The 26822-nt window shown below is 64.7% G+C and carries 21 protein-coding genes; 15 read left to right on the plus strand and 6 right to left on the minus strand.

Going from position 1 to position 26822, the window contains the following annotated elements; genetic code table 11:
* Positions 1 to 100: 100 nt before the first annotated feature.
* The 6 genes from MUB52_RS20375 to MUB52_RS20400 all read left to right on the plus strand — a co-directional run bounded on the left by MUB52_RS20375 (position 101) and on the right by MUB52_RS20400 (position 5854).
* Positions 101 to 922 carry a sulfotransferase gene (locus MUB52_RS20375; protein WP_263845991.1) on the plus strand — a complete coding sequence of 274 codons (822 nt, stop codon included), beginning with the start codon at positions 101 to 103 and terminating at the stop codon, positions 920 to 922.
* 197 nt (positions 923 to 1119) lie between these two features.
* Complete coding sequence (gene rfbC, locus MUB52_RS20380) at positions 1120 to 1683, plus strand: dTDP-4-dehydrorhamnose 3,5-epimerase (protein ID WP_263846028.1); 564 nt, start codon at positions 1120 to 1122, stop codon at positions 1681 to 1683.
* Between the two features lie 3 nt (positions 1684 to 1686).
* Positions 1687 to 2727: a dTDP-glucose 4,6-dehydratase gene (rfbB, locus tag MUB52_RS20385; RefSeq protein ID WP_263845992.1), complete on the plus strand. Its 1041-nt coding sequence runs from the start codon at positions 1687 to 1689 to the stop codon at positions 2725 to 2727.
* Positions 2724 to 3572, plus strand: coding sequence for a dTDP-4-dehydrorhamnose reductase (gene rfbD, locus MUB52_RS20390; RefSeq protein WP_263845993.1), 849 nt, complete (start codon positions 2724 to 2726; stop codon positions 3570 to 3572). Before rfbB ends, rfbD begins: the two co-directional genes overlap by 4 nt.
* Positions 3573 to 3586: 14 nt before the next feature.
* Positions 3587 to 4453 (plus strand): glucose-1-phosphate thymidylyltransferase RfbA, encoded by an 867-nt coding sequence (gene rfbA, locus MUB52_RS20395; protein ID WP_263845994.1) that lies wholly within the window; start codon positions 3587 to 3589, stop codon positions 4451 to 4453.
* A gap of 33 nt (positions 4454 to 4486) precedes the next feature.
* Positions 4487 to 5854, plus strand: coding sequence for a phosphomannomutase (locus MUB52_RS20400; protein ID WP_263845995.1), 1368 nt, complete (start codon positions 4487 to 4489; stop codon positions 5852 to 5854).
* A 135-nt stretch (positions 5855 to 5989) separates the two neighbouring features.
* Here MUB52_RS20400 and MUB52_RS20405 read toward each other — a convergent pair whose 3' ends face one another.
* Positions 5990 to 7753, minus strand: coding sequence for an ABC transporter ATP-binding protein (locus MUB52_RS20405; RefSeq protein ID WP_263845996.1), 1764 nt, complete (start codon positions 7751 to 7753; stop codon positions 5990 to 5992).
* Between the two features lie 136 nt (positions 7754 to 7889).
* Between MUB52_RS20405 and galE the strand changes: the two genes are divergently transcribed.
* On the plus strand, positions 7890 to 8885 hold the full coding sequence (gene galE / locus MUB52_RS20410) for a UDP-glucose 4-epimerase GalE (protein WP_263845997.1): 996 nt from the start codon (positions 7890 to 7892) through the stop codon (positions 8883 to 8885).
* Between the two features lie 196 nt (positions 8886 to 9081).
* Entirely contained in the window at positions 9082 to 10095 is a 1014-nt protein-coding gene (locus tag MUB52_RS20415; RefSeq protein WP_263845998.1) for an NAD-dependent epimerase/dehydratase family protein, read from the plus strand.
* Between the two features lie 21 nt (positions 10096 to 10116).
* Here MUB52_RS20415 and MUB52_RS20420 read toward each other — a convergent pair whose 3' ends face one another.
* On the minus strand, positions 10117 to 10821 hold the full coding sequence (locus tag MUB52_RS20420; protein ID WP_263845999.1) for a class I SAM-dependent methyltransferase: 705 nt from the start codon (positions 10819 to 10821) through the stop codon (positions 10117 to 10119).
* A gap of 158 nt (positions 10822 to 10979) precedes the next feature.
* Positions 10980 to 11996: a replication initiator protein A gene (locus MUB52_RS20425; RefSeq protein WP_263846000.1), complete on the minus strand. Its 1017-nt coding sequence runs from the start codon at positions 11994 to 11996 to the stop codon at positions 10980 to 10982.
* Positions 11997 to 12414: 418 nt separating this feature from the next.
* Between MUB52_RS20425 and MUB52_RS20430 the strand changes: the two genes are divergently transcribed.
* The 3 genes from MUB52_RS20430 to MUB52_RS20440 all read left to right on the plus strand — a co-directional run bounded on the left by MUB52_RS20430 (position 12415) and on the right by MUB52_RS20440 (position 16851).
* Positions 12415 to 13797 carry an AAA family ATPase gene (locus tag MUB52_RS20430; RefSeq protein ID WP_263846001.1) on the plus strand — a complete coding sequence of 461 codons (1383 nt, stop codon included), beginning with the start codon at positions 12415 to 12417 and terminating at the stop codon, positions 13795 to 13797.
* A gap of 13 nt (positions 13798 to 13810) precedes the next feature.
* A complete protein-coding gene (locus tag MUB52_RS20435) occupies positions 13811 to 14830 on the plus strand; it encodes a ParB/RepB/Spo0J family partition protein (RefSeq protein WP_263846002.1) in 1020 nt (339 codons plus the stop codon).
* A gap of 161 nt (positions 14831 to 14991) precedes the next feature.
* Positions 14992 to 16851: a tetratricopeptide repeat protein gene (locus MUB52_RS20440; RefSeq protein ID WP_263846003.1), complete on the plus strand. Its 1860-nt coding sequence runs from the start codon at positions 14992 to 14994 to the stop codon at positions 16849 to 16851.
* 72 nt (positions 16852 to 16923) lie between these two features.
* Here the strand turns inward: MUB52_RS20440 and MUB52_RS20445 are convergent, their stop codons facing one another.
* Both MUB52_RS20445 and MUB52_RS20450 read right to left on the minus strand, forming a co-directional pair.
* Positions 16924 to 18282 (minus strand): oligosaccharide flippase family protein, encoded by a 1359-nt coding sequence (locus MUB52_RS20445; RefSeq protein ID WP_263846004.1) that lies wholly within the window; start codon positions 18280 to 18282, stop codon positions 16924 to 16926.
* 16 nt (positions 18283 to 18298) lie between these two features.
* On the minus strand, positions 18299 to 19312 hold the full coding sequence (locus MUB52_RS20450; protein ID WP_263846005.1) for a polysaccharide pyruvyl transferase family protein: 1014 nt from the start codon (positions 19310 to 19312) through the stop codon (positions 18299 to 18301).
* Positions 19313 to 19618: 306 nt separating this feature from the next.
* On the opposite strand from MUB52_RS20450, the gene MUB52_RS20455 reads away from it, so the two are divergent.
* The 4 genes from MUB52_RS20455 to MUB52_RS20470 are packed head-to-tail and all read left to right on the plus strand — an operon-like array spanning position 19619 to position 24088.
* The gene (locus MUB52_RS20455; protein WP_263846006.1) at positions 19619 to 20419 is read left to right on the plus strand and encodes a WecB/TagA/CpsF family glycosyltransferase; all 801 of its coding nucleotides are present in this window, start codon (positions 19619 to 19621) and stop codon (positions 20417 to 20419) included.
* Positions 20416 to 21948: a hypothetical protein gene (locus MUB52_RS20460; protein ID WP_263846007.1), complete on the plus strand. Its 1533-nt coding sequence runs from the start codon at positions 20416 to 20418 to the stop codon at positions 21946 to 21948. Before MUB52_RS20455 ends, MUB52_RS20460 begins: the two co-directional genes overlap by 4 nt.
* A complete protein-coding gene (locus MUB52_RS20465) occupies positions 21948 to 22907 on the plus strand; it encodes a glycosyltransferase family 2 protein (RefSeq protein WP_263846008.1) in 960 nt (319 codons plus the stop codon). The genes MUB52_RS20460 and MUB52_RS20465 overlap by 1 nt, the downstream gene beginning before the upstream one ends.
* Positions 22908 to 22960: 53 nt before the next feature.
* A complete protein-coding gene (locus MUB52_RS20470; RefSeq protein ID WP_263846009.1) occupies positions 22961 to 24088 on the plus strand; it encodes a glycosyltransferase in 1128 nt (375 codons plus the stop codon).
* A gap of 133 nt (positions 24089 to 24221) precedes the next feature.
* Here MUB52_RS20470 and MUB52_RS20475 read toward each other — a convergent pair whose 3' ends face one another.
* Entirely contained in the window at positions 24222 to 26684 is a 2463-nt protein-coding gene (locus tag MUB52_RS20475; protein WP_263846010.1) for a tetratricopeptide repeat protein, read from the minus strand.
* Positions 26685 to 26822: the final 138 nt, after the last annotated feature.

Consider the following 26822-nt stretch of genomic DNA (forward strand, 5'->3'; position numbering starts at 1 on the left):
TAAGGTGAAGACAATAGTGCCCAAAAGAGGTGATACGGCAGGTCGCTGACGAAAAACAAGGCATCTTGCTCGTGGAGCCCTCCGTGCGAAAGGTCCAGCCATGCCCCAGCTGAAACATATTCCGGCGATCTTGAACAAGCAGCTGCGGCACATGACAAAGCCGCGGCGGCAGGGCGTGCGAATCTTCGGGCTGGGTGCATCGAAAACCGGCACGCATACCCTGTCGGACATGTTCGAAGCCCATGTGCGCTGCGGTCACGAGGCCGATGCCAATCGCCTGATCGGCCATATCCTGCACAAGGCCGAGACCCAGGATGCAGGCCCTTTGCACCGATGTCTCCAGTGGCGCGACCGGATCCGCAACCTCAAGATCGACAGCTCTTCGGTCAACGCCTATCTGATCGACGATCTGCTGACGCTGTTCCCCGACAGCCGCTTTATCCTCACCGTGCGGTCGCCGGGGGTCTGGCTGCGGTCGATGCTCGATCACAGCGCCCTGCGCGACCCCACCGACGCCTGGAAACGGTTCCGCGCCTACCGGTTCGGGCCGCGCTCGGGCCACCCGCCCCAGGAGGCGCATCTGAATGAGGCGGGGTTCTATCCCATCGCCGCCTATCTGGGGTATTGGCACCAATCGGTCAGCGCAGCGCTGGACAGGGTGTCGGACGGGCAGCTGCTGGTGCTGCGCACCGAAGAGATCGGGCCACGAGCGCAGGAGATTGCCGAATTCTGCGGCCTGGGCGCGCTGCCCACGCCGGACCGCACACATTCCTATGCAAACCGGTTCCGATCCGGCGCGCTCGACGGCATCGAGGATGCCTATCTGATCGACATGTTAGAGACACATCTGGGCCCGCTCGCCCGCCGGGTTCTGCCCGACTGGACCCCGCAGGCCGATGTCATGAAGCTGCGCAAAAGCTGACGCGGTCCGTTGAAGCGCGCACGGGCGCCTGTCACCTGGTGCGGCGCGGTGCCGGATTTTTGCACACCGCGGACCACCGATAGGGGGTTCTTTGCCATGTCCGGGCGCGACAGGCTGTTCGATCGGTTTTCGGGTGACAGTCCGGAGGTGTGTTGGTAACTGAAACCTGATTTTCAAGCGTGTCGCGGGTGTTGATTTTGGTGATCGAGAAAACAAGGCTTGAAGGGGTATTCATCCTCACACCCAAACGCTTTGGCGACGCCCGCGGATTTTTCAGCGAAAGCTGGAACAGGCAGCGCATGGCCGAGGCCGGCCTCGACTATGACTGGGTGCAGGACAACCACTCGCTCTCGATGCAGGTGGGCACCGTGCGCGGGCTGCACTTTCAGGCACCGCCCCATGCGCAGGACAAGCTGGTGCGCTGCGGGCGCGGGGTGCTCTACGACGTGGCCGTCGACATCCGCCGCGGCTCGCCCACCTATGGGCAGTGGGTCGGCGCCGAGCTCAGCTTCGAGAACGGCAAGCAGCTGCTGGTGCCCGCCGGCTTCCTGCATGGGTTCGTCACCCGCGCGCCCGAGACCGAGATCCTCTACAAATGCTCCGACTACTACGCACCGGAGTGTGACGGGGCCGTGCGCTTCGACTGCCCGCAGATCGGGATCGAGTGGGGGTTGGGCGACATAGAGCCTGTTTTGTCCGAAAAAGACGCCGCCGCCCCGGGGCTTGCCGCGTTCGACAGCCCCTTTGTCTATGAAGGATAACGCATGAAACTGCTCGTGACCGGAGGTGCGGGGTTCATCGGCTCGGCCGTGGTGCGGCTGGCCGTGGCGCGGGGGTATGAGGTGGTGAACCTCGACGCGCTGACCTATGCCGCCTGCCTGGAGAATGTGGCCGAGGTGGCGGACAGCCCCGCCTATACCTTCGAGCAGGCCGACATCCGCGACCGGGCCGCACTCGACCGCATCTTTGCCGCACACGCGCCGGACGCGGTGATGCACCTGGCCGCCGAATCCCATGTGGACCGCTCCATCGACGGGCCCGGCACCTTCATCGAGACCAACATCACCGGCACCTATCATCTGCTGGAGGCGGCGCGCAGCTTCTGGACGCAGGCGGGCAAGCCCGCAGGCTTTCGCTTCCACCATATCTCCACCGATGAGGTCTTCGGATCGCTCGGCGAGACCGGGCAGTTCACGGAAACCACACCTTACGATCCGCGCTCGCCCTATTCGGCCTCCAAGGCGGCCAGCGACCACCTTGTGCGCGCCTGGCACGAGACCTACGGTCTTCCGATCGTGATGACCAATTGCTCGAACAACTACGGGCCCTATCACTTCCCGGAAAAACTGATCCCCGTGGTGATCCTGAACGCGCTCGCCGGGCAGCCGATCCCGGTCTACGGCAAGGGCGAGAACGTGCGCGACTGGCTTTACGTCGAGGATCACGCCGATGCGCTGCTCTGCGTGCTGGAAAAGGGCACGGTGGGGCGCAGCTACAACATCGGTGGCGAGAACGAGGCCCGCAACATCGACCTCGTGCGTACGATCTGCCGCATCCTCGAAGAGAAGCGCCCCAAGAACAGCCCCTACGAGGATCAGATCACCTTTGTGACCGACCGTCCGGGCCATGATCTGCGCTATGCGATCGACCCAAGCCGCATCGCGACAGAACTGGGCTGGCGCCCGTCGGTGACGCTGGAGGAGGGGCTGGAAAAGACCGTGCAGTGGTATCTCGACAATGAGGACTGGTGGCGCGCCCTGCAGGACCGCGACGGGGTGGGCCGGCGGCTCGGGGCCCGCGCATGAAGGTGCTCGTCTTCGGCAAGACCGGGCAGGTGGCCACGGAGCTTGCGCGCCTCGAGGGGGTGACCTGTCTGGGCCGCGAAGAGGCGGACCTGACCGACCCGGGCACCTGCGAGCGCGTGATTGCCGATTGTGACGCGGATGCCGTGATCAATGCCGCTGCCTATACGGGCGTGGACAAGGCCGAGGACGACCGCGACACCGCGGTGATCGTGAACGCGATGGCCCCCACCGCGATGGCCGCCGCGGCCGCTGCCCGCGATCTGCCGTTTGTACAGATCTCCACCGACTACGTCTTCGACGGCAGCGGCACGGCCCCGTGGCAGCCCGGGGATGCCACCGGCCCTCTGGGCGTCTATGGGCACAGCAAGCTCGGGGGCGAGCGGGGCGTGGCCGGGGCAGGGGGGCGCTACGCGATCCTGCGCACCTCCTGGGTGTTCTCGGCCCATGGGGCGAATTTCGTGAAAACCATGCTGCGCCTCGGGGCCGAGCGCGACACACTCACCATCGTGGCCGACCAGATCGGCGGGCCCACGCCCGCGCGCGCCATTGCCGCTGCCTGCAGGACGATCGCACAGGCTCTGAAAGAGGATCCCGGCAAGGCCGGTACCTATCATTTCAGCGGCACGCCGGACGTCAGCTGGGCCGATTTTGCACGCGACATCTTTGCCCAGGCCGGTCTTGCCGTCGATGTGACCGACATCCCGACATCAGAGTATCCCACCCCTGCCGCACGGCCCCTGAACTCGCGGCTGGACTGCAGCAGCACCGAGGCGACCTTCGGGATCGCCCGGCCCGACTGGCGCAGAGGTGTTGCCGACGTTCTGACGGATCTCAACAGAGCCTAACAAGGGACAGTCTCATGACCAAACGCAAAGGCATCATTCTGGCGGGCGGCTCGGGCACACGGCTCTACCCGATCACGCTGGGGGTCTCCAAACAGCTCCTGCCGATCTACGACAAGCCGATGATCTATTATCCGCTGTCGGTGCTGATGCTGGCCGATATTCGCGAGATTGCCGTGATCACCACGCCTCAGGACCAGGCGCAGTTCCAGCGCATGCTGGGGGACGGCTCGCAATGGGGGATCTCGCTCACCTATATCGAACAGCCCTCGCCCGACGGGCTGGCACAGGCCTTCATTCTCGCCGAAGACTTCCTGGAGGGCGCCCCCTCGGCGCTGGTGCTGGGCGACAACATCTTCTTCGGCCACGGGCTGCCCGAACTGATGGCCAGCGCCGATCGCCAAGACACGGGTGCGACGGTCTTCGGCTACCAGGTGGCCGACCCGGAGCGTTACGGCGTGGTGGATTTCGACGCGGGCGGCACGGTGCGCGGCCTTATCGAAAAGCCCAAGGTGCCGCCCTCGAACTTCGCCGTCACCGGGCTCTATTTCGTCGATGGCACGGCGCCGGCCAAGGCGCGCAGGGTGAAACCCTCGGCGCGCGGCGAGGTGGAGATCACCACGCTCCTGGAGATGTATCTGGCTGAAGAGAGCCTCACCGTGCAGCGCATGGGCCGCGGCTATGCCTGGCTGGATACAGGCACCCATGGCAGCCTGCTTGATGCGGGCAACTTCGTGCGCACCATCGAACAGCGCCAGGGCCAGCAGATCGGCTGCCCGGAAGAGATTGCCTTCCAGCTTGGCTGGATCAGCCGCGCCGATCTTCAGCGCGAGGCGGAGAAATATGCCAAGAATGACTATGGCACCTATCTGGATCGTCTCTAAACAAAGGCTTCTTGCACAAACGGAGGGCAAGACATGTCCGTGAAATTCGGGACAAGCGGGCTGCGCGGGCTGGTTACGGCGATGACGCCGGATCTGATCACGGCGCATGTGCAGGCGTTTCTGGCCGCCTGCGACACCGGCGATGTGCTCTGCATCGGGCGCGATCTGCGCCCCTCCTCGCCGCGCATCGCGCGCGACGTGATCCGTGCGGCCCGTGCAGCCGGCGCCCATGTGATCGACTGCGGCGCGCTGCCCACGCCGGCGCTGGCGTTGGCTGCGCGGGCAGCAGGCGGCGGCGCGGTGATGGTCACCGGCAGCCACATCCCGGCCGATCGCAACGGGCTGAAGTTCTACGTGCGCAGCGGCGAGATCAGCAAGGCGGACGAGGCCGCGATCCTGGCGCATCTGACCGACAGCCCCGAGACCGGCGGGCCCGGCCCGCTGGCGCAGGACAGCGAGGCCAACGACCGCTATGTCGCGCGCTATGTCGACGCCTTCGGGCCGCAGGCGCTGACCGGTCAGCGGATCGGGCTTTATACGCACAGCGCCGTGGGCCGTGATGCGCTGGCCGCGATCCTGAGCGGTCTCGCTGCCGAGGTGATCGAACTGGGCCGGTCCGAAACCTTCATCCCTGTCGATACCGAAGCGGTGGACCCCGAGGTGCGTGCCCAGATCGCGGCCTGGGTGGGTGAGCACCGCCTGCACGCGCTGGTCTCGACCGATGGCGATTCCGACCGCCCGCTGCTGGCCGATGAGACCGGCCGCGTGATCCCGGGCGACATCCTCGGCCAGATCACCGCCGAGACGCTGGGCGCCGAAGTGATCGCCACGCCGATTTCCTCCAACAGCGGGGTGACGCTGAAAGGCTTCAAGGAGGTGCGGCTGACGCGGATCGGCTCGCCTTATGTGATCGCCGCGATGGAAGAGGGCGGCAAGGTCGTGGGCTATGAGGCCAATGGCGGCTTTCTGCTGGGGTTCGCGGCGCAGGGGCCTGCCGGGGTGCTTGCCCCGCTCGTCACCCGCGACTGCACCCTGCCGCTTTTGACCGTGCTCTATGCCAGCCGCGACGGCGGGATCGCCGCGCGGGTGGCGCAGGAGCCGCCGGTGGTGACCGTCGCGGACCGGTTGCAGGAGGTCGAACAGAGCAAGAGCCGCCCGCTGCTGGAGGCCTGGCAGGCCGACCCTGCCGCCCGCGCCGCCTTCCTGGCCCCTCTGGGCAAGGAAGAGGCGCGGCTCGATCTGACAGACGGGCTGCGCATGGTGCTGACGGACGGCGATGTGATCCATGTGCGCCCCTCGGGCAATGCACCCGAATTGCGGCTCTATATCGAGACAAAAGACCCTGTTTCGGCGGAGGCGCTGCTAACGCAGGCATTGGCTCAGGTGAAGGGCGCGCTTTGACATCTACATGTCGAATTGAGGGCAGCGCCCGACCCTGGGGTGGGCGTGAAGCGCCCTCCCTGGGAGAGGGTCGGGCGCTGCCCGGCGGTACCGCCGGGCGATCCAGTTGAACCGATCAGGTCTGAGTTCGTCACCCTACTCCGCCGCGTTGAACTGCCGGTCGTAGAGCGATTTGAAGAGCCCGCCCTGCGACAGAAGCTCGGCCTGCGAGCCTTCCTCGACCACCTGACCGTCCTTGATCACCACGATCCGATCCGCACTGAGGATGGTCGAGAGCCGATGCGCGATCACGATCGCCGTGCGCCCGGCCGAGAGCTTCTGCAGCGCCTCGTTCACCAGGTATTCGGATTCGGAATCGAGCGCGCTGGTGGCCTCATCCATGATCAGGATCGGGCTGTCGCGCAGGATCGCACGGGCAATGGCGATGCGCTGACGCTGCCCGCCTGAAAGGTTGGCGCCGTTCTCGCCCACATCCGTGTCATATCCCTGCGGCATGGCCGAAATGAAGTCATGGGCGTTCGCGGCCTTCGCGGCGGCGATGATCTCCTTATCGCTGGCATTCTCGCGCCCCATGGCGATGTTCTCTTTCAGCGTGCCGTCGAAGAGAAACGTCTCTTGGCCCACAAAGGCAATCTTGTCGCGCAGCGAGGCGAATGTGGCGTTGCGCAGATCGAACCCGTCGATCTCGACCCGGCCCTCCCCGGGATCGTAGAGCCGCAGAATGAGGTTGATTATGGTGGACTTGCCACCCCCCGACGGCCCCACCAGCGCCGTGGTCTGACCGGCGGCGAATGTCACATCGAGGCTGCGCAGCAGCGGCGGCTTGTCCTCATAGCCAAAGACCACCTCGCGAAAGCGCACCGCGCCCGGCCCGTCGGGCAGGGGGGTCGCATCGGGCGCCTCGCTGACCGCAATCGGCGTGTCGAGGATCTGGTACATCAACCCCACGCCCACCAGCCCTTCCTCGATCACCACGCGCATCCGCGCCAGCCGCTTGGCCGGGTCATAGGCCATCAGAAGCGCCGTCACGAAGGACATCAGCTCCCCCGGCGAAGTCGCGTCATCGCCGAAGATGCTGACCGTGCTCAGCGCCACAACGGAAGCAATGGCAAAGCCCGAAAGCGTCTCCATCAGCGGGCTGGTCGCACCCTGCAGCCGCGCCATGGCGTTGGAGCGGTTTTCCACCGTGCTGACAGCGGTGTTCATGCGCGCGGCCATCAGTTTCTCCAGCGCAAAGGCCTTGACCACGCGGATGCCGGTGGAGGTCTCCTGAACCACCTTGATGATCTCGGCAGTCGAGGCCATGTTCGCCTCGACGATGCTTTGCACCCGTTTGAGGATCTGGCGCACGCCCAGCACCGCCAGCGGCCCGAAGACCAGCGAGAAGAACGACAGGGTGGGCTGCTGGTAGATCATCACGATGATGAGGCCGATGAGGGTCAAAAGGTCCCGCACGAAGCCCATGATCAGCGTGTCGATCACCACGCGTGCCGCCTGCGCCGAGGTGGTGACCCGCATCAGGATGTTGGAGCTTTCCAGCGTGTTGAAAAACGCCACCCCATGTCTCAAGAGCCGGTCATAGAGCTTGCGCTGCTGATCGGCGACGATCCGGTTGCCCGCGCGGCTGAGGGCGATGACCTGGATGTAGGAGGCGATGCCCTTCACGGTGAAGATCGCCGCCACCGCGGCGGCCACCGAAAAGACCGCCGCGCGATTGCCGGAGCCGACCATGGAATCGATGATGTCCTTCATGATCCAGGCGGTGAGCGCCGTCATCACCGCGATCACCACCATGGCCACGATGGCGATACCGTAGTTGGTGGCCTGGAGGCGCAGGTTTTCCCGCAAAAGCCGCCCGAGCATGTCACTTTGGATATTGGCTTGAACGCGCTTGATCATCGCTGCACTGCCTGACCCCGATAAGGGCCTCTACCTAGGTGGGTTCGCCTGACCTGTAAAGGACCGCGCTTTTGGGCTGGATGCAACCGGACCGGGTTGTCATAAGACCCCAGCAGAAACCGCGATGAGTAGGGTGATGAACAAGAATGTCCTGGTGATAGGCGGCGCGGGCTACATCGGCTCTCACACGGTGCTGGCGCTGCAGGAGGCGGGGTTTTCCCCCGTCGTCTATGACAATTTCTCCTCCGGGCACCGCGATGCGGTTTTCTCCGAGTACGTGGTCGAGGGCGAGCTCGCCGATCGCGCACGGCTGGCGCAGGCGATGCGCGATCACCGGATCGGCAGCGTGGTGCATTTCGCGGCGCTGATCGAAGCCGGCCAGTCGGTGATCGAACCCCTGCTCTTTTATCGCAACAACGTGGCCTCCACCGTCTCGCTGCTGGAGGCGATGCAGGACGCGGGCGTCACCCGGCTGGTGTTTTCCTCGACCGCCGCGGTCTACGGCAACCAGACGGAGGCCGAACTGCTGCACGAGGATCTGCCGGTGCAGCCGATCAACCCCTATGGCCAGACCAAGGCCGCGGTCGAGGCGATGCTGCGCGACACTGCCGCCGCCTCGGGGCTGAAGTCCATCGCACTACGTTATTTCAACGCTTCAGGTGCGGATGCGCGCGCCCGCACGGGCGAACGGCATGACCCTGAGACCCATCTTATCCCGCTTGTGCTGCAGACCGCCGCCGGGGAGCGTGAGCAGATCACTGTCTTCGGCACCGATTATCCCACCGAGGACGGCAGCTGCATCCGCGACTACATCCATGTGAGCGATCTGGCCCGGGGCCATGTGGCAGCACTTGAGAAGCTGCTGGCGACGAATGAGGACGCCGGGTCCTTCACCCCGATCAACCTCGGCACCGGGCAGGGCTATTCGGTGCGTGCGGTGATCGAGACCGCCAAACGGGTCACCAACCGCTCCTTCACCGTGGTCGAAAGCGACCGCCGACCCGGCGACCCGGCCACGCTGGTCTCCGATCCGTCGCGCGCGCATGCGCTGCTGGGCTGGCGCGCAGAACACTCCGCGCTGGACACCATCATCACCGATGCCTGGAATTTCATGAACCGGGGGATGTCCTAGGGGCGGTCCTTGAGGGCGCGCGCCTTCGATATCACTGCAGATATGTAATGTGAATTATGTAAATTTATTCACCGGAAAGTGTCGGGACACCGCGCCCCCGGCCATGAGGTGAGATCACGGTGTCGGCGACCGCAAGGAGCGCCTATGGTCCGCACAGGCCTGATGGGCGGGCCGCCGATCACATGACAGGACCCATATGACCAAGGTATTGATCACCGGCTCCGCGGGCTTCATCGGGTTTCATCTGGCTCAGCTGCTGCTGGCAGAGGGCTTTCACGTGCACGGCTATGACGGCATGACCGACTACTACGATGTCGCCCTCAAGCGCCGGCGCCATCAGATCCTGTTGCAGACTGCCCATTTCGGGGCCACGGAAGCGCTGCTGGAAGACCCCGGCTGCTTCGATGCCGCCGCGGACGCCTTCGAGCCCGATGTCATCGTGCATCTCGCGGCCCAGGCCGGGGTACGTTACAGCCTCGACAACCCGCGGGCCTATGTCGATACGAATGTCACGGGCACCTTCACGGTGATGGAAGCGGCACGGCGCCATCAGGTCCGGCATCTGCTGATGGCCTCGACCTCTTCGGTCTACGGGGCCAACACTGCCCTGCCTTATGCGGAAACACATAAGGCCGACCTGCCCATGACGATCTATGCCGCCACCAAGAAGGCCGGCGAGGCGATGGGACATGCCTATGCGCATCTGCACGACCTGCCCACCACGATGTTCCGCTTCTTTACGGTCTACGGGCCATGGGGGCGGCCCGATATGGCCTATTTCAAGTTTGTCTCGGCCATTCTGGAAAACCGGCCCATCGATATCTACAACCACGGCGACATGTATCGCGATTTCACCTATGTCACCGATCTGGTGCGCGGTATTCGCCTGCTCATCGATGTGCCCCCTGCCCGGCCCGCCAGCCCGGATGACATTGCCGCGGGCGACAGCCTGAGCCCCGTGGCGCCCTGGCGCGTCGTCAATATCGGCAACTCCGACAAGGTGCGGCTGCTGGATTTCGTCGACGCGATCGAGGAAGCTCTGGGCCGGACGGCGATCCGCAACATGATGCCCATGCAGCCGGGCGATGTGCCCGCAACCTGGGCCGATGCCACGCTGCTGCACAGTCTGACGGGATACCGCCCGCAGACCGATCTGCGCAGCGGGATCGCCGCTTTCGTGTCCTGGTACCGGGCGTATTACGCGCTGTGATGCGGCCCCGCCCGGCCCGCGTCAGCCCGGCTTGCGAAACGCGATGGCAAGGTTGAAGGCGCGATCGCCATACGCACGGTCGTATTCCGCCGCACAGGCCCGGGCGATCCGCGCATGCCCGAGGGAAAGACCCAGCTTGCGCCGGAGCGCATCGCTCCAGCTGTAGAGCGGATCGTAGAAATAACCCCACTGGCGCATCTCCACGGGCTCCAGCGGGGCGAAGGCCTGCACGCAGTCTGCCGTGCTGTAGTGCTTGTGCCCCTTGCGGATATCGCAAAAGCCGTTGTGAAGCGCAGGGTGCATCCCCAGACGGTGCTGTATGCGGTTCACCAGCGGCTTGACCTCGAACGGGTCGAGCCAGGCATAGGTGCCTGCGTGCGGGACGCTGACCACCATGGTCCCGCCGGGTTTCAGATAGCGGATGCATCCTGCGACAAAACCGGCTTCCTGTTCGAGGGCCACATGTTCGAAGACATCGGCACAGAGGATAGTGTCGAAGCTTTCGGGCGCGAAGTCCATCTCCAGAAAGTCCCCTGCCCGCACGTCGATCTTGTCCGGCGTCGGCGCGATGATCCGCGGGTTCCAGTCGACGCAGGTGATCTGCTCTGCATGATCGAGATAGGGGTAGTCCGGTGCCACCCGGCCGCAGCCGACATCCAGGAGCGTGGCACTCTGGGCCGGAAGCAGCGTCTTGATGACAGAAATTCTTTTCTCGTTGGGTGTCATCCGACGGTCTCCTCCCCCTGAAAACCCCAGCATCCATTCCGCGCCGACGATATCGCAACGCCCCGGCACGACAACTGCACATTGTCGCGAAACACCGGAATTTTCCCTGGCTATCGGGCAAATCCTAAAATTCGGAATACCGCGGGAAAGCAAGACGCTCAGGTCTGCCGGTCCAGCCAGCCGAGAAAGGCCTTGTCGGGCGCGCGCAGCGGCCTCCGACCGGTTTGTGCCCAGAACGCCCGCCAGCGCGCCTCGAGCGCGTAGACATCCTGTCCGGGGCAGCGCTGGCGCGCCTCCTCCAGCGTCTCCGGCCTCAGGACAGGCGCTTCCCCTGGGTCGATCACCGCCGCACGCGGCGTGACGGCGATCAGATCTCCGGGCCGTTCCTCCAGCACATAGTCCGGCAGATTGTCCGCGCGGATAATCTCGCGCACCATGGCCCGAAAGACCCGGCGCGGGCTGGTCGAGCCCGATTTCTTCAAGAGCACCTCGACCGAGACCACCCAGTCCGGCTGGCGCCCGCAGTGTTTGCGGGCGAGCTCGTAGAGCCGCCGTTCAAGCGGCTTGCGCAGGCTGAAATACTCCCGGCTCAGCGTCAGAACCGATTTCGACACCACCGCCCGATAGAGCCACTCCGAGAGAGTAACCGACACGCTGACCATGCGCCCTGCCCGGGTGCGGCGCACGATCTCCCAGCTTTCGATCAGACCGAACCCGGTGGTGGTCTCGACCGGATCCTCCTTGGGACCGGTCCTGATATTGGTGGTGATCCGTGTGCCCGCCAGCCGCTCGAAGGCATCGCGGAGCCGCCGGTAGCTGTCGCCGGAGGTTTCCCGTTGGGTGGCCTGCAACAGATCATGTGCCGTCAGCGTCAGACGGCGCGACACCGTCTTGCCGGCGTTCAGCGCCGCCATGAGCTGCGAGATACAGAAGATCAGAATATCCGCGTCGAAGATCGTCGCCCGACCCTTCACGCTGGGCGTGATCGTCATCTCGATGTCGTTGTGGGTGTAGGACAGGATGCGGCGATCGGGCCGGGTCGAGAGCGAGAAGATCGGATGCTCCATGCTGGCCAGATCGTGCTTGGGGCTGACACCGAAGAAATCGCAGACAAAGAAGTCGCCTGTACCGCCCTGCACGGGGCGCGCGGCCCCCTGCCCTGTCCTGCTCACCATATGCCTGTCCTGACGCTGCCGTCACTGTGCCTACTGCGCGCGATCCCTCTGTGGGGATTCGTCGTTTCATTGACGCTCACCGTAGTTGTCCACAGGGGGGCCGTCTACCCGGGCCATCGGGGGATCGGAGTCGCTTGAACGGGGGATCGGAGTCGTCGGATCGGGGGATCAGAGTCACCCTGCCCCGATGTGAGACGCTTAAATATCTCTGATACAAGCATTTTTCACAGATGCCATGATCCGTAACATATTATAACCGATCTTTAACTGAAAATAAGATGCGGGGTGGCTTTGAAGCCCCGTCATTTCAGCGGCAAATGGTCTATTCTGCTTAGAAAATATCAGGAAGTGACGGAAAGATTTGCATGTAACAACTTTCGTGGTACTTTGCGAAAAACATGTAACATAAGGGGCCGTCATGAGCAGTGGCACCGCACCTCCCTATTTCAACATCTCGCCTGATGCGGCCCTTCGACAGCTGGACGCGCCCACTGATACGGATGGCTTTTCCGAAATCGCGCGCGCCTGCCTCCAGGGCCGGGACGACCTGGCCCGCCGCGGTATGAACGAGGCCGGTCAGAAGCGGCTGCGCCTGTTCTCGACCTGGGAAATCACAAAGTACCTCATTCCCGTGGCCCCGGCCCATTTTCGCCGCGTGCTGCGTCAGAACCCCAACCTTCCGCAGGGCCGCAGCGAGACCGAAGGCGGCTCGAAATGGTTCAGTCTGGACGAGGTTCTGACCCTGCGGGCGCATTTCGGTGCGGAAGGATCGAAGGCTAAGGACTACATCCCCTATCGCCCTGCGGATGCGCCGGCAAAAATCGTGGCCGTTGCCAATTTCAAGGGCGGCGTCGGCAAGACCTCGACCTGCGCGCATCTGGCCATGTCCGCCGCCCTCGACGGCTACAAGGTGCTGATCCTGGATCTCGACAGCCAGGGGTCCATGACCTCGATCTTCGGGGGCACGGTGAGCGATGAGTGGCAGACAGTGTTCCCGCTGATCGCGCGGCACTATGCGCAGCGGCTACAGGCCGACAACCAGCGCCGCGCGGATATGGGCGAGGCGCCTGTCGGGCTCGATGAGACGCTCTCCGAAGCCTTGCGCGTGCAGAGCAAGGATCTGATCCAGACCACCCATTGGCCGAACATCGATCTGATCGGCGCCCAGCTGAACCTCTATTGGTCGGAGTTCCAGATCCCCGTCTGGCGGATGCAGAGCCGGGGCTGGAAGCTTTGGGATGCCTTGTCCGAGACGCTGGCGGAGGACGGTGTGCTGGAACAGTACGATCTGGTCTTCATCGACACCCCCCCTGCCCTGGGCTATCTGACGATCAACGGGCTGTCGGCCGCGGATATCCTGCTGGTGCCTCTGGGCGCCAGTTTTCTGGAGTTCGATTCCACCGGGCGCTTCTTCGACATGCTGCATGCGACCTTCAGCTCGATCGAACAGGGCGAGAATACCGCCGCCCGCGCCCTGGGGCGGCCCGAAATGGCCTTTGAGTGGGATGCGGTGCGCGCCATCATCACGCGATACGACGGCAGCCAGCAGGCGGAAATGGCCGGGCTGATCCAATCCTATCTCGGGCGCGCCCTATCCCCCTACCGGCAGGATTTCACCGCACTCATCGGCCAGGCCGGAGAAAGCGTGAACGGGATCTACGAAGCGGATTACCGCGATTTCAATCGCGAAACCTACGCCCGCGGCCGCGCCACCTTCGACGACACCTATGCGGCGTTCAAGACCCTGTTGCTGGGGATCTGGCGCCGGGACGAACTGGCCGCGCAAGCGGCTGCGGAATGAGAAAGGGCGCGGCATGGCGAAACGCAAACGGCTGATCGTACCGGAGCGCAGCGGAGCGCAGGAGCCGCCAGTTGCGCGCCTGGGGTCCGAGACCCGGCCATGGCCCGGTGCGGATCCGGCCGAGGCCGCGCCTGGGCGTGCCCCGATTGCGCAGGTGGCCGGCGATGCTGCGGCGCAATCCGCGCTTGAAGATCTTGCCGCAGAGATGCACCGGGCGCGCCGCGACGGCCGTCTGGTTCAGGCCCTGCCCCTCGACCGCGTCTGCGAAGATCACATGGTGCGTGACCGGATTGAGGTCGCCGCGGATGATATGGCGGCCCTGAAAGCCTCGATCCAGGCGCGCGGCCAGCAAACCCCCATCGAGGTGATCGCCCTTAACGACGGGACATACGGGCTGATCTCGGGCTGGCGGCGGTTGCAGGCGCTGCGGGCGCTGCATGCCGAGACCGGGCTGCCGGAATTCGCCACGATTTCTGCTCTGATCAAGACATTAGAGACTGTATCGGACAGTTATGTCGCCATGGTCGAGGAGAACGAGATCCGTGTCGGCCTGTCGTACTATGAACGCGCGCATCTGGTCTGTGCGGCGGTGAAGCTCGGTGTCTACGCCACTGCCTCCGAGGCGATCCAGACACTGTTCGCCAATGGCAGCGCTGCGAAACGATCGAAGATCGGCGTCTTTGTGCGCCTGCATGACGCTTTCGGCACCGCCCTGCGGTTCCCGACGGCCATTCCCGAGCGCCTCGGCCTGGCGCTGGCCGCGGCGCTGGAGGCGGATGCCGCCTTCGGGCCCCGTGTGCGGGACATGTTACGCAAGACCCCGGCGGCGGATGCGGCTGCGGAGCGGTCCGCCCTGGAGCGGCAGCTCAAGAAGCGTACGCCTACGAAAAAGACCTCTGGCGTGGAGGTGGCGCCGGGGATCACGGCGCAGCTCAACAACGGACGGGCGGTGCTGGCCGGGACGGGTGTGGATGCACGTTTCCTCGACGATCTGCGCACCTGGGTCGCGCAGCGTCAGGCACCGGATGCCTGAAAACAGGAGTTTTCCGGCCTGTAGCCCGAAAATCGCATATGAATCAATGTATTGATACGTCTCTTTTCGCATGCGAAACGCAGCGGAGGTATGATTTGCAGCCGGGATCGATGGATGGATGAAGACACCGGGTGCCTTGCGCGCGGCATTCGGCAGGCTGAGTGCTCTGCTGGCGCGCGCTGGCCCCGGAGCTGCGCAGATACGCCCCTAGCGACACCCGGTCGGTCTGGCTGCATGCTCTGGCGCTGGCGGCCTCGGGCGAACTGCCTGGCGCCCGTGCGGCCCAGGCCGAAGGCGAGGAAGGGGAGGCGCTGGCCGGCCCGCTGCCGCATCTTGCAAACGCCATGCTGGCCTTCCGGAGCGGAGATCTGCGCGCGGCACAGCGCTTCGTTCAGAATGCGGTGCGGGCAAACCCCGACTATGCCTACAGCCATAACCTCAAGGGCATGATCGAAGCCGATCTGGGTGATCGTGCCGCCGCGGAAAGAAGCTTTGTCAGAGCCGCAGATCTGTCGCGCACCTCAGCGCTCTTTCACCGCAATCTCGGCGTGGTGCGGTTTCAGTCGGAGCGGTTCCAGGGCGCGGCTGATGCGCTCGATACCGCCTTGCAGATCGCTCCTGACGACTGCCTTGCGCTGACTGTGCGGGCCCAGGTTTTCGCAGCGACCGAGCGGCCCGACCAGGCCGAAGCCATGGTGCGCCGATGTGTCGATTCAGGTGCCGATGCCCCGATTGCCGTGAGCTACCTGCTTGAGCTGCTGGTCGGTCAGGACCGGTTCGACGAGGCCCTGTCCGTGATCGATCAGACAGCGGAGACCCTGCCAACGGCCACCGCCCTGAAAGGGGAGCTTCTGCTGACCCTCAACAGAGCCGACGAGGCCGTGGCCGCGCTGGCGCAGGACACCGCCCGGACCCCCGAGACAGCGCTGCGCCGGGCCATGGCGCTGGCGATGGCCGGAGACGCGGCGCAGGGGCTCGAGGCGCTGACCGAAGGGCAGGGGACTGCCAGCCCCTCTTACGCGCTGGTCCAGGCGGCGCTGTCCGTTGCGACAGGCGCCCCCGTTCCGGAGGCGGCCCGTGCGGCGGTCTCGGCGGATGCGGGCCTTGTGGCCCCTTTGATGTGGTTCGAGACGCTGCATATGGCGTCTGAGGATGCGGCCGCCGCCGCAGAGGCGGCGCGGCGGGCGGACGGGCTGCTGCCCGGCGTGCTCTTTGCCGGTGTGTCTGCGGACGACTGGCAGGCGCTGAGCGCCCCGGACATCCGGCCGCACGCCGCCCTGGGGATGCTCTGGCTGCTGCGCGAATACGATCGCGCGGCCCAGGCGGAGTTCGACCGGATCCTGGCGCAGGCGCCGAGCCTTCAGGCCCGCTATTTCGGGGCGCTTGCAGATATCCGTCTGGGCGACATTGCGCAGGCCTCGACACGGCTGGCGCCGCTGTCGGCCGCAGCCCCCGCGTTTTACTCCGCTCAGATGCTGTTGGGCGAATTGAACCTCAATCTCGGCGCGACCGCGGTCGCGCTTGAAAACTACCGGGCGGCGGTGCGTGTGGTCGAGGACGGCGGGGCCCTGATGAAGATCGGTCTCATCGCGGATGCGCTGAACGAGGTGGACGTGGCCGAGGATGCCCTGCGGCGGTTCATCGATCTCTATCCGGATGTCTTCATCGGGTACAATCAGCTGGCCTGGCTCTTCGTGCAGCGCGAGGTCCGGTTGGACGAGGCGCTGCGCCTCACGGAGAGGGCCAACGAGCTGAAACCGGGCAACGGCAGCGTGCTCGACAACCTGGGCTGGATCCTGCACCTGCAAGGCGACACCGAAGCCGCGGTGGAGTATCTGCGGGAGGCGAACCGCCTCACGAACAGTGCCAATCCCGATATCCTCTATCACCTGGCGGTGGTCGAAGCCGCCCTTGGCCAGACCGAGCGCAGCCTTGCCTTGCTCGATACGTTCGATCGGGTGGTGCCCGACGGTCACAACGCAATTCAGGCCGCGCTGGCCCTGCGGTCGGACATACAGTAGCGCCGCAGGGGCGACACGGTTTCTGAAGAAGAATAGTTTTTATTATCAGTATGTTGATGGTGCCCTAGGGCGCTATATCAGAAGCTGCCCAAGCGCGTCGCGATACATCCAGCAGATGGAAGCGACCACGGTCATGGCGGCCGCGAAAAACCCGATATCGGCCCAGGCGTCGAGCATGCGATAGGGCCGCATGAACCGGACCAGCAGCGGGTAGGTGGCCAGGGCCGCCGCACCCGGAGCAAGCGGCGCCGCGGCGATGCCCAGTATCCCGATGGTTCCCAGCAGGAAGCTGATCTGGACGATGGCCGTTGCGGCCTGATGCAGGAACATGCGCCGCGAATCCCCCACGGACATCAGGGCGCTGCTGTAGCTTTCCAGGATGATCTGCGGCACCGCCGAGACACAGATCAGCAGGATGACCGGGCCCGCCAGAGCGTAGCGGTCATCATAGAGCAGATCGACCAGCGGCAGGGACAGGGCCGCCAGCAGGACCGCGCTCAGCAGCAGGGCGGTGATCAGCAGCCGCCGGGCCCGCAGCATCTGGCGCTGATTTGCGACGCTCTCGGTCGGCGGGCGCTTGCGGTAGAGCGGAAAGATGACGGCGCGCGAGACGGTGCGCATCAGCGTCAGGGGCAGGAGGCCCAGCATGGAGCCGATGTTGTAGATCCCCAGCAGCGCCGTGGAGATATAGATCCCCAGAACGGCCTTGTCGCTCTGCGTGATGATGAAGGTCGCGGCGGTGCTGAGGAAGATGTATTTGCCGAAGCCGAAAATCTCGCGCACGGCCGCCGGTTCCCACCGCAGCCGGTTGCGCAGGCCCGGCAGGAAAATCTGGTAGAGCGCCACGCGCAGGACAACCGAGAAGATACTGCCCCAGACCAGAGCCCAGACCGTCTGATAGATCCAGGCCAGCAGGATCATCAGCAGGATGCCGGCGGCCTGCGAGACCAGTTGCACGACGGTCTGGCGCATCAGGTGCAGATTGCGCCGGGCCGTGGCCAGGTTGGTGGTGACGAAGCCCGAGACCAGCGGGCTCAGGCCCATGGTGATCAGGATCGGCAGCAGCAGCGGTTCTGCGTAGATGACCGACACAGGATAAGCCAGCGCGGCGCAGCCCAGGCACAGCACGATGCCGCGCAGGATCTGCATCGTCCAGGCGGTGTTGAGAAAATCGGGATCGTCGCCGCGCTTGCTCTGGATGATCGAGGCTTTAAGGCCCAGATCGGAGAACATCTGCAGCCCGGTGGTGAAGACCCCCACGATGGCCATCAGACCGAAGGCCTCGGGGAACAGCAGCCGGGTCAGCACCAGCGTGGACAGCAGCCGCAGCAGGTTCTGCCCGCCAAAGTTCAGAACCGAGATCAGCGTGCCGCGAACGGCCAGGGCCTTGAGGCCGCCATCCTTCAGAAAGACCGACAGTGTCGACATCATCTGGCAGCGCCCGGCATCATTGCGCGCCCGTGTGCTCTGCCAGAGCCGCCTTGAGCGCCTCCAGGTCGCTGACCTGCGTGACGAGGCCGTCAGGCCCCCAGGCGTCGATATAGCGCCTGATCTTGCCGTACATATTGTCGAGCGAGATATGCTCTTTGCGCATCAGGCCGGTCAGGATGTGGGCGTGCAGCCGGTCACTGACGATCAACGCCCCGCCGGACAGGAGCCGGATGCCATAGTGGACCCGATACCAGGCCTGGCGCCGGTACATGGCTTCGCGGCGGCGCATGAGAGCCGCATTCCGCGGCAGGGCAGGGGCCAGCAGTTTTTCGACGATCCGGTCTGTCGGGGTGCGCGCCTTGAATTGCGGCTCCCAGTCGGCCACCGGGCCCACTGTCTCCAGATAGGGCCGGATGTCGGGGTTTGTCTTCTCCTTATCCGCCCGCAGCAGCGACAGCACGGTGTGGTCGGGGGCGGCGGAGGGCGGCAGATGCCACATGTAGTGGGCTGCATCCGGGCACATCTGCACCGGGCAGTCGAAATGGGTCTGTACGAAGTCATAGCTGGGGGTGTCGCGCACCAGCATGGTGAAATCGGGGTGCTGGCCGATCAGGCGTTTGGTCTCTTCGAGGGTGTCGCCGTCGTGGCCGGCGTAATGGACCGATTGCGCCAGCTGCACCACCTTGCGGTCGCGGTAGTGTTCCATGATGGCGTGCCGAAACAGCTGGTGCTTGCGCCAGACGCTGCCGAAGTTCCCGCCCCCGTGGATGAAAAGCGGCCCCTCGGGGCAGAAGGCCCCGACGTCGCGCCGGTAGGTGGTCAGCGAGCAGACATAGGCCGCCGGGCGCCCCACATGGGCGTCGAAAAACTCCAGCTCGCCGGTATAGATGGCGCTGTCGCCCACGTTCGGGTGGTCGGGAAAGTCCAGCAGCGCATAGCTTTCGCCAGGGGCGACAAGCGGGCCGACAACAGATGCAAAGCTGTCCATCAGCGCTCTTGTATGCGCATCGGCCTGCGTGTGACTCTGCATATGTCGGCTCCGGTCAATGGTCTGGACATTCAGGGCGCGGGGCCGTCGGAAACGCCCCGGCAAAAGCGCCGCCATCTACATACCCAGATTGCGTGAACGTCAACTGACCAGGATGATAAAAAACCGGCATGAAACCGCTTTTGCCGGTGGCGCCACATCGGCTTGCAGGGCCGCGTATTCCCGCGGCGGTTGTGACAAAAGAGCGGGCTTTTGCTGCCGCTTTAATCATATTTCAGGTGGCGGCCGATAGTGACCTTCCGGGTGTGCGGGAGGTATGTTATCGCACATCAGCACAAGAGATAGCGCATGATTGACTGGTCAAACCTACATGACAGCGGCCGCGATATGTCTGCGGATGGTGTGTATGTGAACGCGCTGTCCAGGTCCGGGCTGTTGCAGGACGTCGAACGCCGCTTCGAGCAGCAGAGGGGATTTTGCATTGCCACGCTCAATCTGGACCATGTGGTCAAGCTCCAGCAGGATCCCGCCTTCCGGGCGGCGTACAAGCGACACAGCCATGTCACTGCGGACGGCAATCCGATCATCTGGCTGTCGTGGCTGGCGGGCACGCAGATGGAGCTTTTGCCCGGCTCCGATCTGATCGCGCCCGTTGTCGCGCTGGCGGCGGCGCAGAATGTGCCCCTGGCGCTTCTGGGGGCCACGCAATCCTCTCTCGACCGGGCGGCGGAGGCGCTCAAGGCCGCGCATCCGGGCCTGCGGGTGGTTGCCTCTGTGTCGCCTGCCATGGGGTTCGATCCGACCGGTGCGGAAGCGGACCGCTGCATTGCGCAATTGCGCGAGAGCGGGGCACGGTTGTGTCTGCTGGCCCTCGGGGCGCCGAAACAGGAAATCTTCGCGGCGCGCGCCGCCGACCAGCTGCCCGAAACCGGCTTCATGTCGATCGGAGCGGGGCTGGACTTCATTTCGGGAGATCAGGTCCGGGCCCCGAAATGGGTGCGCCGGATTGCGGCGGAGTGGTTGTGGCGGCTGCTGCAGAACCCCCGCAGGCTGACCGCCCGCTATGGCGCCTGCCTGGCCCTGCTGCCACGTCTGGTCAGAATGGCGCTGCAGAACCGGCGGCACACGATGAAACGGTCCGGCATATGATCCCGCCGCTGCTGGCCATCTGCGTCTGGCCCATTGCGGTCATGATCTTCTTCCGCCGCTACGATCTGGTGCGCGCCACCGTTCTGGCGCTTCTGCTGGGCTTTTTGTTTCTGCCGGAGCGGACCGGGATCAATCTGCCGGCCTTTCCGACGCTGAACAAGAACTCCGTGCCTGCGTTGGCCGCGCTGGCCATGGGCTTCGTGATCCTGCGCCAGATGCCGCGGGCGCGCAGTGCAGAGCTGCTTGCGTCCGGGAAGATCCTGCCGGGGGTGCTGCCGAGTAGCAAGCTGATCCTGGGTCTGCTGGCGCTCCTTGTGGGAGGGGCGCTCCTGACGGCGCTCGTCAATGACGATCCTCTGCCCTTTGCAACGCGCAGCCTGCCGGGGCTCAGCACCTATGACGGGCTGTCCTTCGCCTTGACCGCTGTGATGGGTGTGCTGCCGCTGCTGCTGGCGCGCAAGTATCTCGCGCATCCCGATGCGCATCGCACCTTTCTCGTCATCCTGACCCTTGCCGCGGCGGGGTACGCGCTGCTGGCGCTGTACGAGGTGCGGATGTCCCCTCAGCTCAGCAATCAGATCTATGGCATATCGGTGCGCAGCTGGCTGCAACAGGTCCGCAATGACGGGTTCCGCCCCGTTGTTTTCCTCGACCATGGTCTGCGACTCGCGGTTGTCTTTGCAAGTGCGGCCATGGCCGCCTTCGCCCTCTGGCGGCTCAGCAAGCCGCCCGAGAGCATCCGCTACCTCCTGGCGGCGCTGCTGATCCTGGTCACCATCACGCTGTCCAAGTCTCTGGGGGCGCTGATGATCGTGGTGGCCCTGCTGCCCGTCGTGCTTTTCACAGGCGTACGGGTGCAGATCCTTGTGGCGGCTGCTGTCAGCATGATCGTCCTGCTCTATCCGCTGTTGCGATCCGCGGATCTTGTGCCGGTGGACCGGGTTGTGGAATTCGCGCGCGGCATTTCACCCGAGCGGGCAGGCTCGTTGCAGTTCCGCCTGAAGAACGAGGATATCCTGCTCGAAAAAGCCATGCAGCGGCCCGTTCTGGGCTGGGGCGGATGGGGGCGGGCGCGGGTCTTCGATGAAGATGGAAATGACATCAGCGTGACCGACGGGTCCTGGGTGATCAGCATCGGTCTTGGTGGCTTCGTGCGGTATTTCGGTGAATTCGGCCTGCTGACCATCGGCCCGCTGCTTCTGGCGTTCCGACGGCGCCAGCTTGGCCTGACGTTGGCAACCTCGGGGCTGTGTCTGGCGCTTGCGGCCAACCTGATCGATCTCATTCCGAACTCCGGCCTGTCGCCCCTGACCATGATGCTGGCGGGCGCGCTGATCGGGCGGCTCGAACTCGGCCGCCTCCCGTCACAGGACCAGGAGCAGGCGGTTCTATCGCCTCAACCGAAAAGGGCAGGGCGGAGCCGCGCCGATCCGGAGGCCATACCGCCGCCTGCCGGCTCAGACGGGCTTGCACGCCCCGGCCCCAGGTACACGCGATTTGCGCCCAAAACCTCGAAGGGCAAACCCTGATGCCTGCTCCGCAAGCGGTCGGGGCGGTGGTGATTGGACGTAACGAGGGGGAACGGCTGCTGCGCTGCCTGCACGCGCTGCTGGGCTCGGGGCCGATCGTCTATGTCGATTCCGGCTCGACGGATGACAGCGTGTCCGCCGCGCAGGCTCTGGGCGTCGCGGTCGTGCAACTGGAGACCGATGTTCCCTTTACCGCGGCGCGGGCGCGCAATGCCGGGCTGGCGCGGCTGACACGGGATCACGACGTCGATCTGGTGCAATTCGTCGATGGCGATTGCGAGGTGCAGGCCGGTTGGCTGCCGGAAGCCACGGCCTTTCTGGCCGCCCACCCGGATGTCGCCGTTGTGGCCGGGCGCCGGCGCGAGCGCTTTCCCCAGGCGACCCTGTACAACCGGCTGATCGATCTGGAGTGGGACACCCCTGTGGGCGAGGCCAAGGCCTGTGGCGGCGATGCGCTGATGCGGGTGGAGGCTGTGCAGCAGGTGGGCGGCTACAACGGGGCGCTGATCGCGGGGGAAGAGCCCGAACTCTGCGTCCGGCTGCGGCTGGCAGGCTGGACGATCTGGCGGCTGGAGGCCGAGATGACCCTGCATGATGCCAATATCACCCGCTTTGGCCAGTGGTGGAAGCGGACGCGGCGCGCAGGACACGCCTATGCCCAGGGGCGCGCGCTGCACGGGCGACCGCCCGTCTGTCACAATGCCGCGCAAACCCGCCGCGCCCTGCTGTGGGGGCTGGGCGTGCCGCTTCTGGCGCTGGCGCTGGCGCTGATCTCGCCCTGGGGGCTGGTGGTCCTGGGCTTGTGGCCGGTGCAGGTGCTCCGTCTCATCCTGCGCGGTGAAGCGCCGTTGCAGGCGGTTTTCCTGACACTGGCCAAAATCCCCGAGGCGTTCGGGATCCTCGGGTTTCATCTGGACCGCGCCCTGGGGCGTCAGGCGCATCTGATCGAGTACAAGTAAGGAGCCCGCATGCCACATGACAGCCTGCCGTTGTTCCGGGCGCGGCCCGTCTGATGGCGCCGTGGTCCGCAGCGGACCGCCGGGCGGGGCGCGCCATGTCCGGCGGGGCGGCCAAGCCCCTGGCGGCCCGCTGGTTGAACCGCGGGTTTCCACGCAATGCCGCATGCCGGGTGCTGATCTATTACACGGACAGCGCGATCTGCTGGTCACAGATCTACCCGTTCGTGCATCACGCCGCAGCACTGCAGGCGCGCTACGGGGCCACCATCCGCTGTGCGCCCGTGCAGGCGTTTCTGGAAGGCCGGGCAGGGCCCGAGGCCGATATCGTCCTGATCCAGCCCTGGTTTACGACGCCCGCCGAGGATCTGGCCCGCGCGCTTGAGAGGCTCTGCACCCGTCTGCCGCAGGCCCGGGTCTCGTTTCTCGATTCCTTCGCCCATAACGATCTGCGCCTGGGTCAGGCGGTCGAGCCCTATATCCGCTACTATCTGAAAAAATCCCTGTTTCGGGACCGCGAGCAGTATCTGCGGGCCTTCCGCGGCGACACCAACCTGACGGAATACTACAGCGATCTTTACGGCGTCGAGACCGGGGAGCCGGTGGATTGGACCGTGCCGGCCGCCTTGCTGGACCGGTTGCGCTTCAGCCCCAATTTCTTCACCGCCCCCCGCTTTGTCTCGGGCTTTCTGGAGCATCCCCTGCCGCCGGCGTCCGGGCGCAGCATCGATGTGCAGTCGCGGCTCGGCGTGACAGGCTCACCATGGTACACGGCCATGCGCCGGGACGCCCAGGCGCGCATCGAACGCATCCCGGATCTGACCCTCTCACCCCCGGGCAAGCTGTCGCTGGCGGAGTTCATGGCAGAGCTCTCTGATGCACGGCTGTGTTTCAGCCCCTTCGGCTATGGCGAGCTGTGCTGGCGTGACATCGAGGCGTTTCAGGCCGGGGCGGTGCTGATCAAGCCGGACATGAGCCATCTCGAGACCGCGCCCGAGCTTTACGAGGCCGGGGTGACCTACCTGCCGGTGCGCTGGGATTTCGCAGACCTCGAAGAGGTCATCCGGACAGCTCTCTCCGATGAGGAGCGATGTGCGCAGATCGCCCGGACAGCCCACCAGCGGGTGCGCACCTATCTCGATCGCGGCGGATTTGTGCAGGATATGGCCTTTCTCTTCGCGTGAGGGCAGAGCGGTTCGCGCACGACTGGCCGCCGAGAGCGTTTCGCCTTTGACCTGAGACAGTGTGCATCACCTGTTGCGTTGGTGTCGTTGAAATCAAGCAGCGACAGGTGATGCACATTTCAGGTGTATTGCTTTAGTTGTCGGCCGGGCCTGCCTGGATCTCCTGCACCTGTGCCTTGATCTCCTCCAGCAACTCGGAATCGCCAATCGGCCCGATCACGTCGATGGCCTTCTGCATCTGCGCCAGCGCCTCTTCGGTGCGGCCGACCCCGTGATAGGCCATGCCGAGATGGTATTGCACACGCCCGTCATTGGGCAGCCCTTGGGCGGCTTTCTCGAGGTACGGGACAGAGTCCTCGATGTTTCCGGTCCTGTAGAGCAACCAGCCGTATGTGTCCTGCAGGGCCGGGATATCCGCATCCTTCAGCCGCTGTGCGATCGCGACGGCCCGTTGCAGGCTGGCCTCGTCGGTCCGGACTGTGGAGAGCAGGCTGGCGAGGTTGTTGGCAATGATGACGGAGGAGGAATCTCTCTCGTAAAGTGCCTCATAGATAGCGATGGCCCCTTCGGGATCGCCGCCCCGCTCCAGCACCGAGGCCTTGATCCAGAGCAGGTTGACGTTCTGATCGGTACTGGTCAGGGCCGTATCGATCAGGGAGAGGACCTCGGCATCGGACTGGCGATCCTGAAGGCTGAGATTGACCAGCTGGATCCAGGCCTGCGCCATGCCGGGCTGGTCCTCCACAAGGCCGGTGAGCCCGGCCCGGGCCTCTTCGGTCTGACCCGTCGCCATCTGAATGGACGCCTGGAGATAGCGCATCGAGGCGTTGGACGGGTCGTCTTCGAGAATGCCCGCCACGATCGCCATGGCCTTGTCCGGTTCGTTCGCCTGCAGATGCGCGCGGATCAGCGGCACCTTGAGCGTTTCGTCCTGCTGCGACAGCTGTTCGAGATATGCCACCGCTTCGTCGATGCCGTTGTTGCGCACCCGCTGGGAGACATCGAGTGCCGTGGCGGCGCGATCGGCCTCCGCGCTTCCCAGACGGCGCAGCGTTTCGATCACCTGCGTGGTCCGGCCGGCGTCATCCTGTTCGAGATAGACCTGACCCAGCGCGATCAGCACATCCATGTTGTTGGGCTGAATCCGCAAGGATTGCAGAAGGGTCTCTTCGGCCTGGTCCAGATTTCCCCTCTGTGCCAGGGCGGTGGCATAGCGCAGGGACGGCTGGGATGCGTAATTGGACGCCTCTGCCGCCAGTGACAGGAAATCCATCATCAGCTCGTTGTTGCCCGCGCGCTGATAGGCGCTGGCCATGAGGGTCATGGCCTGCACGTCTTCGGGCTCTTCCGCGAGGGCCGTGCGCAGGGCGGTGATCGCACCGTCGGTGTCGTCGTCGGCGATCATCCAGGTGGCCTGCATCTTCAGGGCCCCGGCCGCATTGGCATTCCTGGCCAGGATCTCCTCGACGGTCCGCCGGGCCCCGACTTCGTTGCCATTGGCGATCAGCATCGTGGCCAATGTGGTCTTGATGCGCTCAAGCGCGTCGGCCTCGGCATCGGTCATCTCGTCCTGCGGGAAGGTCCCGATGATCCGCTCCATCTGGGCCACCGCTTCGGCGCGCTCGCCCATGTCGAACTGCAAGGACGCCCGCAGGCTTTGCAGGATCGGATTGTCGGGATTCTGTTCCAGCTGGCTGTCCAGCTCCGCCAGCGCGGCCTCATTGCCCCGGACCTGCAGGATGAACTGCACAAGTGTTGTCACATCTGCAGCGTCGTCCTGTGCCGCATTCTCGGCCTGAACGCGCAGGAAGTCCTCGGCGGCATCGGTCTTGCCCTGCGAGACCAGGAACTGCAGGTACTGGGTGCGCAGCTGCGGATCGTCGGGGAACCGCTCGACCATCGTCGAGAGCGTGCTTTCCAGCGCATCCATGTCGCCCAGACGTCCTTGAACCTGCGCCTGGACGGTATAGAACCGCCGGTCATCCGGATCGGCCTCGAGCGCCTGCGCAATCTGGGTCAGCGCAGCCTCCAGCCGGCTTTCGCGGATGTAGCCATCGATCAGGATCTGGCGCAGGATCGCGCTGTCCGGGCTGGTGTCCTGCATCGTTTCCGCCGTGGTGATGATCGACCGGATGGCCGGGCCATCCTCTTCCATCGCGGCATTCCGATATTGGCCCGCCAGAGCGATGATCTGCACCTCGGGGTTGTCGGGGTCGAGCTCGACGGCCTTGCCGCTGTGGCGGTCGAAAATATCCCAGCGGTTTTCCAGGAAGGACAGCTGGGCAAGGACGAGCTGGACTTCGGCATCCTCGGGATCCTGCTCAGCGACCCGCAGGAATTCACGGAAGGCGCGGAAGGTGTCATCGCTCTTGAGGTAGAGCTTGGCGAGCTCCCGGCGGGCTTCGAGCATGGTCGGGACCAGCTGCAAGGCGTTTCTGAATTCAAGCGTGGCCCGCTGGTCATCGCCCTCCGCGATGAGTTCCAGCCCTGTTTCATAGTGGCCCTGCGCTTTCTCCTCGGAGCTTTCGCAAGCGGCCAGAAACAGACAAAACAGCACCATGGCGGTCGTCTTGGTGAAGACAGACTTAATACTCATCGAAAAATAACCTCGTACACAGAAAAGCACCTCGAGCATAATCATGACGCAGCGGTCGTTCCAGTCCGCAGCCCGTCATGAGAGGTGAACCTAGCTTATAATCCCGTCGAAGAAGATTACAATTTTTTGTGTTTTTTA

The organism is Roseobacter sinensis (assembly GCF_025755255.1).
In the GTDB taxonomy this organism is placed as follows: Bacteria; Pseudomonadota; Alphaproteobacteria; order Rhodobacterales; family Rhodobacteraceae; genus Roseobacter; species Roseobacter sinensis.